Source organism: Algoriella xinjiangensis, assembly GCF_900115015.1.
GTDB lineage: Bacteria > Bacteroidota > Bacteroidia > Flavobacteriales > Weeksellaceae > Empedobacter > Empedobacter xinjiangensis.
The window spans coordinates 12814-27865 of record NZ_FOUZ01000014.1 but is presented as its reverse complement, the minus strand read 5'-3'; the positions used below and the strand labels follow the sequence as shown (position 1 = coordinate 27865).

Below are 15052 nucleotides of genomic sequence, written 5' to 3'. Positions count from 1 at the left end.
TTTTTGTTTATCTTTTAAGTAAAATATTTCCTGATAAAATTCTTAATGGACTACTTTCAAAATTTTCTTTCAAATCAATTCTATACCAATATGTATCCGAAGGCAAGTTTTGACCATTGAGTTTTCCGTCCCAAATAATTTCTGAAGGCGAATTTATAGTTTTTATAGTTTTACCAAATCGATCAAAAATAGAAACAGAATAATCTTCAATATTTTTAGGGAATTTAATTTTCCATGTATCATTTTTTCCATCATTATTTGGACTAAAGAAATTAGATATAACAAAATTTTCAAAATGATATAGCTCAAAAATACAATTACTAATCTTAGCATATATCGTAAAGCTTGTTTCTAAAGCAGATAAAGTAAATTCTTTACTCGTTTGCCAATTAATTTTATCCATAGAAAATAAAAGTTCACTTTCGTGCGGATGTCTGACCGTAAATATTACTTTGTCTTTTGTAATAGTTATGGTTTTAAGAATTGGAGCAATATTATCTTCTACTGTAAATGTATATTGATAGGTGCAATCAAATTCAGTTGTTATCGTCGCACTGTATTTTCCAGGCTGATTTATTTCAAAAACATTAAAATCAATAAGTTTATGAGGCCCTTGAATGATAATTTCACCTTTGTATTTTGATAAATCAATTGTGATTGATTCTCCTTTACATTTTAAATAAAGGGGTTTCAGATCTAAAGTCGGAACAGTATTTACTTTATATGTTATTGTAAATATTACAGGGCATTCATTATTTTTCGTTGCTTTTATATAAATATTTCCATTTGTGGTAGTATATTTATAGCTTTCTGGATTATTTATAGAAATATTATTTTGAATATTTTTCATCGATTCGTAGTAAACCAATTTATAATCGTTAAATCCAGGCACTTTAGTTTTAAGTTCTGTTAAATCTATAAAACCACTTGGTTCTAGGCTTTCACAAAAATTAATAATATCAGTAATTGTAATTTCTGTAGTTTTATTTTCGATTTTAAATTCTTGAATCGTATAACATTCTGAATCATTTAAATTTTCAGTTCGAATATAAATTTGATTAGATGACGCATTGTATGTAGTGTAGTTTGTAATTTCATTTTGATTAGTTTCTGCATCAGTTTTACTCTTAAAAAATCTAAATTTAAAATTCTCTTTATTTGGAAGGCTTGCTGGAATTGATTCTAATAAATTGATTGAAGTAGGAGTTGAGGAATAAGCACAATAACTTAAATTAATTGGTGTAAAATTTAATTTTTCAGTAATATTTAACGTGATTTCTTCGATTCTTGCAAGAATATTTAATTCATTTAAAAGTAATAAATAAATTGTTTTTGGCGATTCAGACTTATTAACAGTAAAGTATGTGCCATTTATTGTATTAGAATTATTTTCAGTTGCATCATTTTTATCCAAATAAAATTTACCTGTATAATTTGAAGGACGCTTTAATAAAATATCTTTTTTGATATTTGTCAAATTAAATTCGCCTTCATTATTATTTTCGCAAGCAGAATAATTATTTCCGTTAAAGGAACAATCTAAAATAGCATCACCACCGAATGAAATAGAATAATCTGATTCTATTTGTTCCCATCTATCCACAGCGATCAAAATAATATCACCTGGAACAACATCATAATATTTTACTTTACCCGAAGAAGTAGCTCCAGAATCATCACAATAATTTCTTTTATTTAATTCTAATCCAATGGAATAAATACCGAGAGGATGTGGGTTATTTGAAGAACCGCGGTCGCCAAGACCAACATTTTCTAAATTAGGATTTAACCACGAAACAAAATCAAAATCGATTTTTTCATTAGGTGTTATAGTAAAAGTAAATTTAGTACCAGATTTAATTTTAACAATGTAAAGATCTAGTCTGCTAGAAAGTGTTGAGGTGTTACAATTTGCTTTTAGATTGTCATAAATTGTTTTTTGTGGAGAGAGCCCAGAAATTGTTTGATTAGAACATAGGTACTTCAAATCAGCTTTAGTAAGATCTTGAGCAAAAAGAAAAATAGAGCCAAAGACTAAAGTAGCTAAGAAGAATAAGAGTTTGTATTTCATATAAATTTTTAGGTAATTTAAATTTGTTGTACAATTTATAGATTAAATAATTAATTTGAAGGTTTTTAGAATAAAAATAATTTCAAAATGTATGTTAAACTTCTTTATTTCGGCTCAAAACTTTACCTTTGTTCAATAAATTCGAGGACAAATGTTTAGAACTCATACTTGTGGTGAACTTACACAAGCCAACATTAACGAAAAAGTTACTTTAAGCGGTTGGGTTTCAACGCTACGCGATAAAGGTTTTATGATGTGGATTGATTTACGCGACCGTTACGGTATCACGCAAATTATCTTAGACGAAGATCGTTCTTCAAAAGAATTATTCGAAACAGCAAGAAGTTTAGGACGCGAATTCGTTGTTCAAGTTTCGGGAACTGTAATCGAAAGAGCTTCAAAAAATCCAAATATTCCGACAGGAGAGATTGAGATTTTAGTTGATTCTATCAAAATTTTGAACGAATCTGCTTTACCACCGTTTACAATTGATGATAACACGGATGGAGGAGAAGATATACGTATGAAATATCGTTATTTAGATATTCGTCGTAATCCAGTTAAAAACAAATTAATCTTTCGTAGTAAAGTTGCGCAAGAAGTTCGTAAATATTTAGATGCACAAGATTTTGTAGAAGTTGAAACACCAGTTTTAATCAAATCTACACCAGAAGGAGCACGTGATTTTGTTGTTCCATCTCGCATGAATCCAGGTGAATTTTATGCTTTACCACAATCGCCACAAACATTTAAACAATTATTAATGATTGGAGGTTTGGATAAATATTTCCAAATCGTAAAATGTTTCCGTGATGAGGATTTACGTGCCGATAGACAACCAGAGTTTACACAAATTGACTGCGAAATGTCGTTTGTAGAACAAGAGGATATCATGAACGTTTTTGAAGGTTTAGCAAAACATTTGTTGCAAACTTTTAAAGGTTTAGAATTTGGAGATTTTCCTCGTATGACATTTGCTGATGCAATGCGTCGTTATGGAAATGATAAACCAGATATTCGTTTTGGAATGGAATTTGGCGAAATTACAGATTTAGCAAAAGGTAAAGATTTCAAAATATTTGATGAGCAAGAATTAATCGTTGGTATTGCTGCCGAAGGTTTAAATACATATACGCGTAAAGAAATTGATAAAATTATCGAATGGGTTCAACGTCCGCAAGTTGGTGCTACCGGCTTAGTTTGGGTGCGTTATAACGAAGACGGAACGTTTAAATCATCTGTAGATAAATTTTATTCGCAAGAAGATTTAGCTGCTTGGGCGGAACGTATGAATGCAAAACCAGGTGATTTATTATTGGTAATGTCGGGTAATACAACTAAAGTTCGTGGCCAATTATCTGCGTTACGTATGGAAATTGCAGAGCGTTTAGGATTACGTAAATCAGACGAATTTGCACCACTTTGGGTTGTCGATTTTCCGTTATTAGAATGGGATGAAGAATCTGGACGTTATCATGCAATGCATCATCCATTTACATCTCCAAAGTCAGAAGATTTTGATAAAATTGAAACTGCGCCAGGAGAAGTTCGTGCAAATGCGTACGATTTAGTTTTAAATGGTAACGAAATTGGAGGAGGATCTATTCGTATTTTTGATAAAACATTACAAGCAAAAATGTTTAATTTATTAGGATTTACGGAAGAACAAGCAGAAGCACAATTTGGATTCTTAATGAATGCTTTCAAATACGGAGCGCCACCACACGGAGGTTTAGCATTTGGATTTGACCGTTTTGTTTCTATTTTAGATGGATCAGAAACAATTCGTGATTATATTGCATTTCCTAAAAATAATTCGGGTCGTGATGTGATGATTGATGCGCCTGCAGCAATTGCACCTGAGCAAATGAAAGAATTATTTATTGCAACTACTTTTACAGGAAAGGAATAATTTTCTGAATATATAGTATATAATAAAGCCTAAAATACTAGTATTTTAGGCTTTATTTTTCGAAATAAAAACAAATAACTTTTAATTCAAATTTATAATTAATTTCTCTTTCAATATTTCTGATTTAACAGTTCTGATTGATTTTGAGAACATTAATATCTTATTTACAGTAGCTTGTTTTGGTTCGAAACTTTCTGAGTAAAATTCAATCATATAAAACTTACATTTTGTTTAAAACGCTAAATTGTAAGGTTTATTTTTTAGTCCATTGTTAAAATAATGTTATTATTTTCAATAACCTTTCTAAGATTGATAATTGCATAACGCATTCGCCCTAAAGCAGTGTTTATACTAACATCAGTTTCTTCCGCAATTTCTTTAAAACTAAGTTCTTTAAAAATTCTTAATTCTAAAACTTCTCGTTGATCTTCTGGTAATTGTGTTACTAAATTTCTTAAATCATGTTCTATTTGTGATTTAATAATTTTAGTTTCAGAGCATTCGTCACAAATTCCAATAAAATCAAAAATGTTATAATCTTCATTATATCCAACTGTTTCGCTAACGGTTGGCATTCTTTTGTTTGATCTAAAATAGTCAATAGTCAAATTGTGAGCAATACGCATAACCCAAGGTAAAAATTTACCTTCTTCGTTATATCGTCCGCCTTTTAGTGTAAGGATTACCTTGATAAATGTATCCTGAAAAACGTCTTCGGTTACATCTTTATCTAAGACTTTAGAGTATATAAAACTATAGATTCTACCTTTGTATTTCTCTATTAATGTTTCTAAAGCATTTTCATTACCTCTTAAATAATCTTGGATTAATAAAGAGTCATCTTCATAGTTCATAGTAGCAATTGTTAATTATAAAGTAGAATTTAATCTATAGGCTGTATTTTTGTTTACCCAAATATAGTTAAACAAATATTTGCTACAAGTATTTTAACATAAAAAATCTTAAATTTCTTTAAATTTTTCTTAAAAAAATAAATAATTGTTAATTTTCGCATTTATCCATAATATTGAATTAACATTATTGTGGATTTAATAAAGAAGTAGGATAGAGAATGGTAGAAGTTAATTAAGATGAATAATAATAGTTGATCTTAATTTAGGTGTTTTAACATTTGATATTGATTTTGAAAAAGCTAATATTTTATCAATTGTTGATTTTTTTGGACTATTATACTCTATATCTTTTTTCATGTTAATGTGATTTGTAAAGTTAAAATCAAATATTAGTCCATAAAATATTAAAATTTTGATAAAAAATAAAAGCCTTCCTTTTGGGAAGACTTTTATTGTATTGATTAGTTGTTAAATCTTAAATTTTAGCGATGTGTTGTACCAAATCAACTACTTTGTTAGAGTATCCAATTTCGTTATCGTACCACGCAACTAATTTTACAAATGTTGGATTAAGCATAATACCAGCATCTGCATCAAAAATACATGTTCTTGTATCTCCTAAGAAATCCATAGAAACTAAAGGTTCGTCTGTATAACCAACAATTCCTTTTAATTCTCCTTCGGCAGCATCACGCATTACTTTTTTAATTTCATCGTAATTTGTTTCAGTTGCTAATTTTACAGTTAAATCGACAACAGAAACATCTACAGTAGGTACACGGAAAGACATTCCAGTTAATTTACCATTCAATTCCGGAATTACTTTACCAACTGCTTTTGCAGCTCCTGTAGAAGAAGGAATAATGTTTGTCATTGCGCTACGACCACCTCTCCAATCTTTGTTAGATGGACCATCAACTGTTTTTTGTGTTGCAGTTGTTGCGTGTACAGTTGTCATTAATGCTTCTACAATTCCGAATTTTTCGTGAATAATTTTAGCTAATGGCGCTAAACAGTTTGTTGTACAAGATGCATTAGAAACGATTGTGTCTTCTGCTGTAACTTGATCGTGATTTACACCCATTACAAACATTGGTGTATCGTCTTTTGAAGGACCAGTTAAAACAACTTTTTTCGCTCCAGCTTCAATGTGTTTACCAGCAGTTTCTTTTGTTAAGAATAAACCTGTTGCTTCAATAACGATATCAGCACCAACTTCGTCCCATTTTAAGTTTGCAGGATCTTTTTCTGCTGTAACTCTAATTTTTTGACCATTTACAACTAAATGACCATTTTCTACTTTAACTTCTCCGTTAAATTTTCCGTGAACAGAATCATATTTTAAGATGTAAGCTAAATAATCAACATCAATAAGATCGTTGATTCCTACAATTTCAATATCCTCTCTTTCAATAGCAACCCCAAATACAAGGCTACCAATTCTTCCGAATCCGTTGATTCCAATTTTAATTTTTGACATAGTATATATAATTTCCCTTTATATTTTAAACTTAGATTGCCAAAATGTTAGCAACTTTTATCAATTCGGTATCAATTTCATTGTGTTTTTTGATGGCTTCATCAATAGGTGTAAAAACAACTTTATTAGAGCGAATTCCCGCCATAAGATTTGTTTTACCTTCTATTAAACCTTCCACAGCAGCAATACCTAATCGGCTTGCCAATACACGATCATGACAAGTTGGCGAACCGCCGCGTTGTATATGACCCAAAACTGTTACGCGAATATCATATTCTGGATGTTTTTGTTGTACTTGTTTTGCAAGTTCGTAAACACCACCTAATTTTTCGCCTTCAGCAACAATAACAATACTTGATTTTTTACCTGATTTTTCCGAACGCTCCAACGATTCGCATAATTCTTGTACACTATCGCGTTGTTCTGGTATAAGAATATCTTGTGCACCAGATGCAATTCCTGTGTTTAAGGCAATAAAACCAGCATCTCGTCCCATTACTTCTACAAAAAATACACGATCGTGCGAAGTTGCAGTATCACGCAATTTATCAACAGCTTCTATAACTGTATTTAAAGCGGTATCGTAACCAATTGTAAAATCTGTTCCAAAAATATCGTTGTCAATTGTACCCGGAATACCAATAAATGGTACACCAAACTCTTTGTGAAAGATATTAGCTCCCGTAAAAGAACCATCTCCACCAATCACAACTAATGCATCAATATTATTATCTTTTAAATGCTTGTATGCTTTTAGACGACCTTCTGGTGTTCTAAATTCGGCTGAACGTGCAGTTTTTAAAACCGTTCCACCTTGATTGATTATATTTTTTACAGAACGAGGACCTAACTCAATCATATCACTATTGATTAGTCCTTCGTATCCTTGACGAATTCCGACCGATTGTAAATCGTAATATTTACAAGCTCTAACTACGGCACGTAAGGCCGCATTCATTCCAGGAGCATCACCACCAGAGGTTAATACACCTATTCTTTTTACTTTATTTGCCACGTTTTTTCCCTTTATTATATCAAATATAATAAAAAAAGAGAATATTATTGTAAAGCGTAGTTGTTAAAGAAAGATTAATCTTGATCTATGGGTTTTAAAGTACCATCAGCAAAATCTCGTTGCAGTATAACGGCGATGTATAAATCTTCTCGAGTTCGCTTAGGATCAAACGTTTGCTTCAAATCAATATCAAAAGCACCACTTGCAGCTTGGTAAAGAAAGGCGTTAATTCCGCCACGTAATTCTTTAATTATATCGTATGTTGTTTTGTCTGTTTCCTTGTAAATCAGCTTAGTTAAGATTTGACCACGAGAACTTGACATGTTTTTTAATTGATTTTCAAATTGATCGGCTAAATCTTTTTGACGACTTTTTATAAATTTCTTTTTGTCACGTCTTTTGTCCATCGTTTGTATTGTATCCGAAACATAATTGTACTCTTTTACAGCTGTACGCACGTACGGCCAAACATCTCTAACACGTTTTCTTAGCCACAAATAATACTTTTTTTCTAAATCAGTTTTTAGATTTACAGCATAAAAATTTGATTCGTTAAGATGAATCGTATCAAGTGGATTAAAGTTGAAATCATCTAAATTTATTGAATCACTTTTTATCTCTGTCGAAGGATTTTTTCCACCCAAATCTAATCCAAAAACTTGTGCTTTTACATTAGTCAACGTAAGTAAAGAGAGTAAAAGTGTAATATGATAGATGTAATATTTCATGCTCGATTTCATTCAAAAATTGTTCCTAAATTTAGTACATTTGTTATAAAATAAACAAAAATGAGTGTAAATAATTTATTTGATGAAAAGTCAATCGATTTTTTAACAAAATACTTAAATACAGCTTCACCAACTGGTTTTGAAAGCGAAGGGCAAAAAGTTTGGATGGATTACTTAAAACCATTTGTAGACGAAATAAAAACAGATAATTATGGTTCTGCTTATGGGATTATCAACCCAGAAGCCGAATATAAAGTGGTTATTGAAGCGCATGCAGATGAAATTTCTTGGTTTGTAAATTATATTTCTGATGATGGATTAATTTATGTTATTCGTAACGGTGGATCAGATCACATGATTGCGCCATCTAAAGTGGTTAATATTCATACTAAAAAAGGAATTGTAAAAGGAGTTTTTGGTTGGCCAGCAATTCATTTACGTCAAGCTGGGAAAGATGAAGCCCCTACGCCAGATAAAATTTGGATTGATACGGGTTGTACGTCTAAAGATGAGGTGTTAGAATTAGGTATACATGTTGGTTGTGTTATTACCTATCCAGATGAATTTTTTACGTTAAACGATCGTTATTTTGTTTGTCGTGCAATTGATAATAGAATGGGAGGTTTTATGATTGCAGAAGTTGCGCGTAAACTTGCAGAGAATAAAGATAAATTAGATTTTGGATTGTATATTGTAAATGCAGTGCAAGAAGAAGTTGGTTTGCGTGGTGCAGAAATGATTACACAAACAATAAAACCAAATGTTGCAATTATTACAGATGTTACGCATGATACAACAACGCCAATGATTACAAAATCGAAGGAAGGTGAGCAAAAATGTGGTGACGGACCAGTTATTTATTATGCACCAGCAGTTCAGAATAATGTAAGAGAATTGATTATAGATGCGGCTGAGAAAAATGAAATTCCTTTTCAACGTGCGGCAAGTTCTCGTGTAACAGGAACTGATACGGATGCTTTTGCTTATAGTAATGGAGGAGTGCCATCTGCGTTAATTTCGTTGCCGTTGCGTTATATGCATACGACTGTAGAAATGGTGCATCAATCTGATGTTAAAAATGTAATTGAATTGATTTACGAATCAGTAAAAACAATTAAAAATAACCAAAGTTTTAAATACCATAATTTTTAAGATTTTAGGAATTAATTAAATAAAAAACCACTCAATTTGAGTGGTTTTTTATTACATATTTAAATCAAAATTACTTTTTGATAATTAACTTTTGAGATTGATTAAATTTATCTCCTTCAATTTTTAGAACATAAACTCCATTAGGTAAATTAGAAACACTAATAGATTTATTGTTTGCAGAATTATAACTTGTTTCTTTAACCAAAGAACCCGTCATGTTATAAATTTTGATAGAATAATTTCCTTTTAATTCTTTCGAGTTGATAAAAATTTCATCTTTTGCAGGATTTGGATAGATGTTTAAGTTTTTATTTGCAGTAACATCATTTGTCGATAATTCACATTCTTTTGGAACAGAGAAATCTTCTACTTGATCGTATAAATCTGGATTTGGTTCACCAGAAAGATTCATCCAATTTCCGTTTAATCCACCAGGATTTGCTTTTACACCTAAACCTCTTTTTGCGAATGCATCCCAAATCATACATTTATCTTTTCCCCCAGTTTGTGCTTCATCAACAGCTAAAATAGCGTCACGACCATCTATAAAAGAAGGATTACATTTCTGTAATTTCATACCATCCATTACCAATTGTAATACTTTGGCTGTACCACTATTTTTATCAGCAGTTACATCGTTATTATAACCATATTTTTCTACATATTTCCATGTCAAATCCCATAACATTGTAGCCCAAACAAAACCAATACTGTGAACATCTGGAGAAGTACCAATTAATTGGCCAAACATAGACGCAGGTATTTCCATTCCATTTGTTTTTCCGTATGTATAGTTGTTTATTGCAAAATCTGTTGAATATTTCGCTAAACGAATTCCTAAACCATTAATGTCTTCGTTTTGAGAATATGTTCCCATTCCTCTAGCAATACTTGCATTGTCTGTAGGTTTCATTGTTAACATCAAGGCAATAAAATCTGACCAACCTTCGCCCATTTGCTCGTTCGATTCTAATTGAGATAAACAAAGACCATTTCCTAAACCTGTTAAACGATTAGAAATTCCGTGCGTATATTCGTGCGCAATAATTCCGTTGTCTAAACTTCCATCAGGCTGTGTAATTGTAGAAAAATCTTTTTTAAGTGTTAGATTGACTGTTTGATTTTGTTCAACTTTATTTTTTAGTATTTCACCAGATTTATGATCGATTAAAGCAGAATAATATTCAAACATAGCACCAGAACCAAATGCAGAAATTTGTTGTGTTTCGTCTGCATTGTAATAAATAGTTCCAATTGCTTCGGCATTCATAGAATTTGCAGTTTTATCTGCAAAAGTACATGCGCCTCTTTGCACCAAAACAATATTTCCTTTTACTTCGTCCTTATTTGTAAATTCTGTACAACCATTTAAAGGATTTGCAACAACTAAATTACCTGTAACACCTTCTTTAGGTAGTAGCAACATGTCAGCAGGAAAAATAGTATTTGTAGAGAAATTTGTTAAATCTGAAGGTGAGTTAACTGTAATTCCATTGTAATATTTTGGAGAGAATAAATACATCTGCATAGTAGGAACATTTCCATCATGAAAAACTTGAAAATTGGCATTGTCATATCCGCCGCCATCTCTTGCTTCGGCAAATACAAAATCATTTTCTTCGCCACCTTTTCCTAAATTTGTAAACTGAAAATTACGTGCAGTTTCTGTAAATCCAAATTGATAAGAAATATTATGCATCATATTATTGATGTAAAATAAATTGGTAATCGCCGCATCTCTATAGGTATCTACAGATTTCGTTATATCTAGCGGAAAATCAAATTTTTTCTCTGGACCTCCATAAGCAAGTTGGGCTAAATCTTCAAGAGTATTTTTATTAGCTTCATCAGAATAGGCCGCTACATTATTACCAACCGTATATTCTTTAAAAATATCATTATCTGGATTTCCTGTGTCGTGCCAACCCAAAGGTGAATATTCATTATTAAAAGGTTCATTTACAATTGCTCTATTTCCAAAAGTAGGTGCTTCTGTAGGCAGTTTATAAACATTATATGTTGCAGAAGCTTTTGTAGATAATAGATTACTTGCAACGTTTTGTGGTTGATTTAAAGGAAATGAAACTGTTTTTTTAGATGATTTATCGTCATAATTTTGAGGTAAAAATTCAGATCCATGAAAATTGTCAAAAATTGTAGTATTTATTTGATACAGAATTTCTGAATTTAATGCATCTACAATTGCAACCCAATTGTTTTCTGTTCCTTTTTCTTTAAATGTAATTTTATAAGCTAATCGTGCTTCGTTATTTTTCTCAAAATAAATCAAATCAGCTTTTATATTTTCGGGTTTACTCGTTTTTAATAGATTTTTAGTTGTATCGTCTTTATCAAGTTTGTAAGACGAAACATCTTTTAATCGCATAGAATTTGCAAAAACAGCAAACGCATTCAATTCATTAATACTTGGTTTTGCCTGCGCAATTTTATTTACGCTAATCGTATTGCTAAATCCGTTTGTAACGTAGTTAATCTTGTTCTCTTTAATAAAAAAAGTAGCAGATTTATTAAAAACAGGAATACCGCCGATTTCTTGCTGAACAACAACTACATCTCCATTTAAAGATTTTGATTGATCAACATTTGAGATTTTAAACTCTTTTAGTTCAGTCGGAGTTTTAGATAAACTATTGTCATTTCTAAAATATGCCGAAATATTTTCTTCATGATTTTGTGCATTAACAAATGCAAAAGATAAAAGGGTAGGAAGAAGGAGTAAAGCTTTAAATTGATTTTTTTTCATATTATTTAATGTTAATTTAATTTTTTCTAATTTAATTAAATCGATGAAATGACAAGAAAATATTTCAGAAATAGCTGATAATTAGTTAATTATTCTGTAATTAATTATTTAAACGAAAATTATTAGGTGAAAAGAAAAATCATAAAATAAAAAACTAACGAACGGTAGTTTTTTAGTGATGAAAAATAAATAAAATATTAGATTATTATTTTATTTAACATGCAAATTATGAATGACTTATCAGATTATGAAAAATAAATATTTATTCTGTATAAATTTAAAACTTCTGTTTGATCCATTTTGCAACAGGTTTTTCAAAATATTCAAAGATTAATGCGCTTAGAATTAAAGCAATTACAAAATAAATTCCGATTTTATAAAAGTCAGGAGTTGTAGTTAAAAAATGATTTCCGTATTTGATGACAATCATGTGAATCATATAAAATGCAAAACTAATTTCGCCCAAATAAACCAAACTTTTGTGTTGCAATAGTTTAGAAAAATATCCTTTTTGAAGCGCAAAAACTAGTACAATTATCATCATCGGAATCCAATAATAAATTCCGTAACGAAATGCTCTTGCAACATCTTCATGAAAGATAAAAAAACCGATTAACAGAACAATCGCAGCAAATTCTATCATTGTTCCTTTAGTTAAATTAATCTCTTTCGTCTTTACTTTTTGATAGATTTGACACGTTATTATTCCTAAAATAAAGTCAAAACTACGCACAATTGGGTTGATGTAAAAAATACCTTTTTCTAAACTTCTATTTGTTGAAAAATAAGGTTCAGCGACGATAATTGCTGGAATAATCAGTAATAAAATATATTTCAGTTTAGGGAATTTGTACAACCAAATAACATAAAATGGAAACATAGTATAGAAGAAAGCTTCGGTAGAAATACTCCACGAAACATTGTTTATAGAGAAATAGAAATCTTTTATTGGAATGTAAGATTGCAATAAAAATAGATTTGCAGCAGCAATATCCCACTCAAAAATACCTTTCCAAACATTGATTACAACAAAGGGTAACATGATAAGAAAAGTAAGCACATGCAAAGGATAAATACGTGCAAAACGAGCGATATAAAATTTCTTTTTATCAAAGTTTGGATTATCAATAACTTTTTTCTCGTAGTTAAGCGCTAAAACAAAACCGCTTAAAATAAAAAAGAAACCAACACCTAAATAACCTTCAAAAAAAACGTTGTTTTTTAACCAATTGTACCAAACCAAATCTGTTTTTACAAAGGTTAAATGGCTTAAGAAAACGACAAAAGCAAAGAAAAAACGTAACGATGTTAAGCTGTTTAACATTAATCTAAAATTTTAATTTCCATTTGATAATACTCATCAAACATTTTAATAAATTGGTCCAATTTACTTTCGCGCACAACAATTGTAAACATACATTTATCCGTAAAATGTTTTTCTTTAATTTCGCCTTCTATGCGATCCACATTTCGTTCAACAATTCCTTGTTGATCATAATTAAAAACCATTTTTACACGTTTAGAAACAAATCGTTCTACAATATTTGCTTCTTCCAACACAACTTGTGCACCGTATTTATAGGCTTTTACTAAACCCGGAATTCCTAGTTTTGTTCCTCCAAAATAACGAACCGAAACCACTAAAACATTGGTGATTTCGTGCGATAAAATCTGATTATAAATAGGTAAACCTGCAGAACCACTTGGTTCGCCATCATCATTTGCACGATGATTTTTTCCGTCAATACCCAAAATATAAGCATAGCAATGATGATTTGCATCGGGATGTTTTTCGTACAAATTCTCCAAATAAAGTTTTACTTCATCTTCATTTTCCACAGGATAAGCAAAATTGATAAATTTGCTTCCCATTTCTTTAAAAATTACATCTTCTATTGGTTTTTCAATTGTGCGATAACTATCAGTCATTTCTATTTTTTGGCGTTATAAAAGTTGTGTAAATATACGTTAATCCTAAATTTTAGGCGATATACTTTTTATAAACAAAAGAACCTTATTTCTAAGATTCTTCAGTTTGTATTCTATTTTCAAAAATATTTAATTCATCATTTAGAAAACGATATTTTCCAATTCGTGTTCCTTTTATTCGCGGCGCTAAAATTCCTTCGTTCCAAATTGTATCCGAACTCAAAATTCTTGCTTCGTCCCATAAATTTGTCTCAATAAAATATTGTATTGTATCACTTCCGCCTTCTATAATAAGCGATTGTATGTTTTTTTGATACAAATAATCAATAACTTGTGGAATGATTTTTTCTGAGAAATCTATTTTTTTGAGGAAGAGGTTTTCTTCTTCAACATCTTCAAGCGAATTAAAAATAACAGTTGGTTGAGATTGGTCAAAAAGATGAAAACTTCTTGGTATTGCAAGATTTTTATCAATCGCAATTCGCAAAGGATTTTTACCATTCCATAATCTCGAATTTAATTGCGGATTATCAATCAAAGCTGTATTTTTTCCGACCAAAATAGCTTCTTCTTCAGTTCGCCATTTGTGCACCAATTGCTTGGAATATTGATTGGTTATCCATTTCTGAATATCATCGCGCCCCATGTAACCATCTTCTGTTTGCGCCCATTTCAGAATAATATATGGTCGTTTTTTTTGATGAAAAGTTAAAAAACGTTTATTTAATTCTAAACACTCATTTTCTAAAATATTTAAAGTCACATCAACGCCATTTTTCAGCAAACGCAAATAACCTTGTCCGTTTACTTTAGAAAAAGGATCTAACGTTCCGATGACAACTCTCTTGATTTCTTTTTTGATAATCAAATCGGCGCAAGGCGGTGTTTTACCAAAATGTGCACAAGGTTCTAGCGTCACATAAAGTGTACTTTCTTTTAATAATTCGGGATTTTTAACCGAGTTTATTGCATTTACTTCGGCATGTGGTCCACCATATTCAGATGTAAAACCTTCGCCAATAATTTTGTTATTATGTACAATTACAGAACCAACAAACGGATTAGGATACGTTGTTCCTAACCCGTTTGCGGCAATTTGTATGCAACGAGACATATACATCTCATCGATAGATTGTTGTTTCATTTT

11 protein-coding genes are annotated in these 15052 nt (G+C 30.6%); 2 read left to right on the top strand and 9 right to left on the bottom strand.

The features are described 5' to 3' along the window. Positions 1–7: 7 nt before the first annotated feature. Positions 8–2071 (bottom strand): T9SS type B sorting domain-containing protein, encoded by a 2064-nt coding sequence (locus tag BM072_RS13005; RefSeq protein ID WP_092909232.1) that lies wholly within the window; start codon positions 2069–2071, stop codon positions 8–10. Between the two features lie 151 nt (positions 2072–2222). Here BM072_RS13005 and aspS point away from each other — a divergent pair, with 151 nt between their 5' ends. Then, a complete protein-coding gene (aspS, locus tag BM072_RS13000) occupies positions 2223–3983 on the top strand; it encodes an aspartate--tRNA ligase (protein ID WP_092909230.1) in 1761 nt (586 codons plus the stop codon). Positions 3984–4243: 260 nt separating this feature from the next. Here aspS and BM072_RS12995 read toward each other — a convergent pair whose 3' ends face one another. From BM072_RS12995 to BM072_RS12980, 4 genes are all read right to left on the bottom strand, one after another. After that, entirely contained in the window at positions 4244–4837 is a 594-nt protein-coding gene (locus BM072_RS12995; RefSeq protein ID WP_092909228.1) for an RNA polymerase sigma factor, read from the bottom strand. A 475-nt stretch (positions 4838–5312) separates the two neighbouring features. Next, positions 5313–6317 carry a type I glyceraldehyde-3-phosphate dehydrogenase gene (gene gap, locus BM072_RS12990; RefSeq protein WP_092909226.1) on the bottom strand — a complete coding sequence of 335 codons (1005 nt, stop codon included), beginning with the start codon at positions 6315–6317 and terminating at the stop codon, positions 5313–5315. Between the two features lie 31 nt (positions 6318–6348). Continuing rightward, on the bottom strand, positions 6349–7332 hold the full coding sequence (gene pfkA / locus BM072_RS12985) for a 6-phosphofructokinase (RefSeq protein ID WP_092909224.1): 984 nt from the start codon (positions 7330–7332) through the stop codon (positions 6349–6351). A 74-nt stretch (positions 7333–7406) separates the two neighbouring features. Further along, on the bottom strand, positions 7407–8060 hold the full coding sequence (locus tag BM072_RS12980; RefSeq protein WP_092909222.1) for a DUF4294 domain-containing protein: 654 nt from the start codon (positions 8058–8060) through the stop codon (positions 7407–7409). Between the two features lie 60 nt (positions 8061–8120). On the opposite strand from BM072_RS12980, the gene BM072_RS12975 reads away from it, so the two are divergent. Then, complete coding sequence (locus BM072_RS12975) at positions 8121–9212, top strand: M42 family metallopeptidase (protein ID WP_092909220.1); 1092 nt, start codon at positions 8121–8123, stop codon at positions 9210–9212. A 70-nt stretch (positions 9213–9282) separates the two neighbouring features. Here BM072_RS12975 and BM072_RS12970 read toward each other — a convergent pair whose 3' ends face one another. From BM072_RS12970 to ribD, 4 genes are all read right to left on the bottom strand, one after another. Continuing rightward, entirely contained in the window at positions 9283–11976 is a 2694-nt protein-coding gene (locus tag BM072_RS12970; protein ID WP_092909217.1) for a T9SS-dependent M36 family metallopeptidase, read from the bottom strand. Positions 11977–12253: 277 nt separating this feature from the next. Further along, a complete protein-coding gene (locus tag BM072_RS12965; protein ID WP_092909213.1) occupies positions 12254–13300 on the bottom strand; it encodes an acyltransferase family protein in 1047 nt (348 codons plus the stop codon). Continuing rightward, complete coding sequence (locus BM072_RS12960; protein ID WP_092909210.1) at positions 13300–13905, bottom strand: IMPACT family protein; 606 nt, start codon at positions 13903–13905, stop codon at positions 13300–13302. Before BM072_RS12960 ends, BM072_RS12965 begins: the two co-directional genes overlap by 1 nt. A gap of 91 nt (positions 13906–13996) precedes the next feature. Then, positions 13997–15049 carry a bifunctional diaminohydroxyphosphoribosylaminopyrimidine deaminase/5-amino-6-(5-phosphoribosylamino)uracil reductase RibD gene (ribD, locus tag BM072_RS12955; RefSeq protein ID WP_092909206.1) on the bottom strand — a complete coding sequence of 351 codons (1053 nt, stop codon included), beginning with the start codon at positions 15047–15049 and terminating at the stop codon, positions 13997–13999. Between the last annotated feature and the right edge of the window lie 3 nt (positions 15050–15052).

Coding starts and splice junctions, on each gene's coding strand:
- BM072_RS13005 (WP_092909232.1), bottom strand. CDS start 2,071: ATGAAATACAAACTCTTATTCTTCTTAGCTACTTTAGTCTTTGGCTCT.
- aspS (WP_092909230.1), top strand. CDS start 2,223: ATGTTTAGAACTCATACTTGTGGTGAACTTACACAAGCCAACATTAAC.
- BM072_RS12995 (WP_092909228.1), bottom strand. CDS start 4,837: ATGAACTATGAAGATGACTCTTTATTAATCCAAGATTATTTAAGAGGT.
- gap (WP_092909226.1), bottom strand. CDS start 6,317: ATGTCAAAAATTAAAATTGGAATCAACGGATTCGGAAGAATTGGTAGC.
- BM072_RS12980 (WP_092909222.1), bottom strand. CDS start 8,060: ATGAAATATTACATCTATCATATTACACTTTTACTCTCTTTACTTACG.
- BM072_RS12975 (WP_092909220.1), top strand. CDS start 8,121: ATGAGTGTAAATAATTTATTTGATGAAAAGTCAATCGATTTTTTAACA.
- BM072_RS12970 (WP_092909217.1), bottom strand. CDS start 11,976: ATGAAAAAAAATCAATTTAAAGCTTTACTCCTTCTTCCTACCCTTTTA.
- BM072_RS12965 (WP_092909213.1), bottom strand. CDS start 13,300: ATGTTAAACAGCTTAACATCGTTACGTTTTTTCTTTGCTTTTGTCGTT.
- BM072_RS12960 (WP_092909210.1), bottom strand. CDS start 13,905: ATGACTGATAGTTATCGCACAATTGAAAAACCAATAGAAGATGTAATT.
- ribD (WP_092909206.1), bottom strand. CDS start 15,049: ATGAAACAACAATCTATCGATGAGATGTATATGTCTCGTTGCATACAA.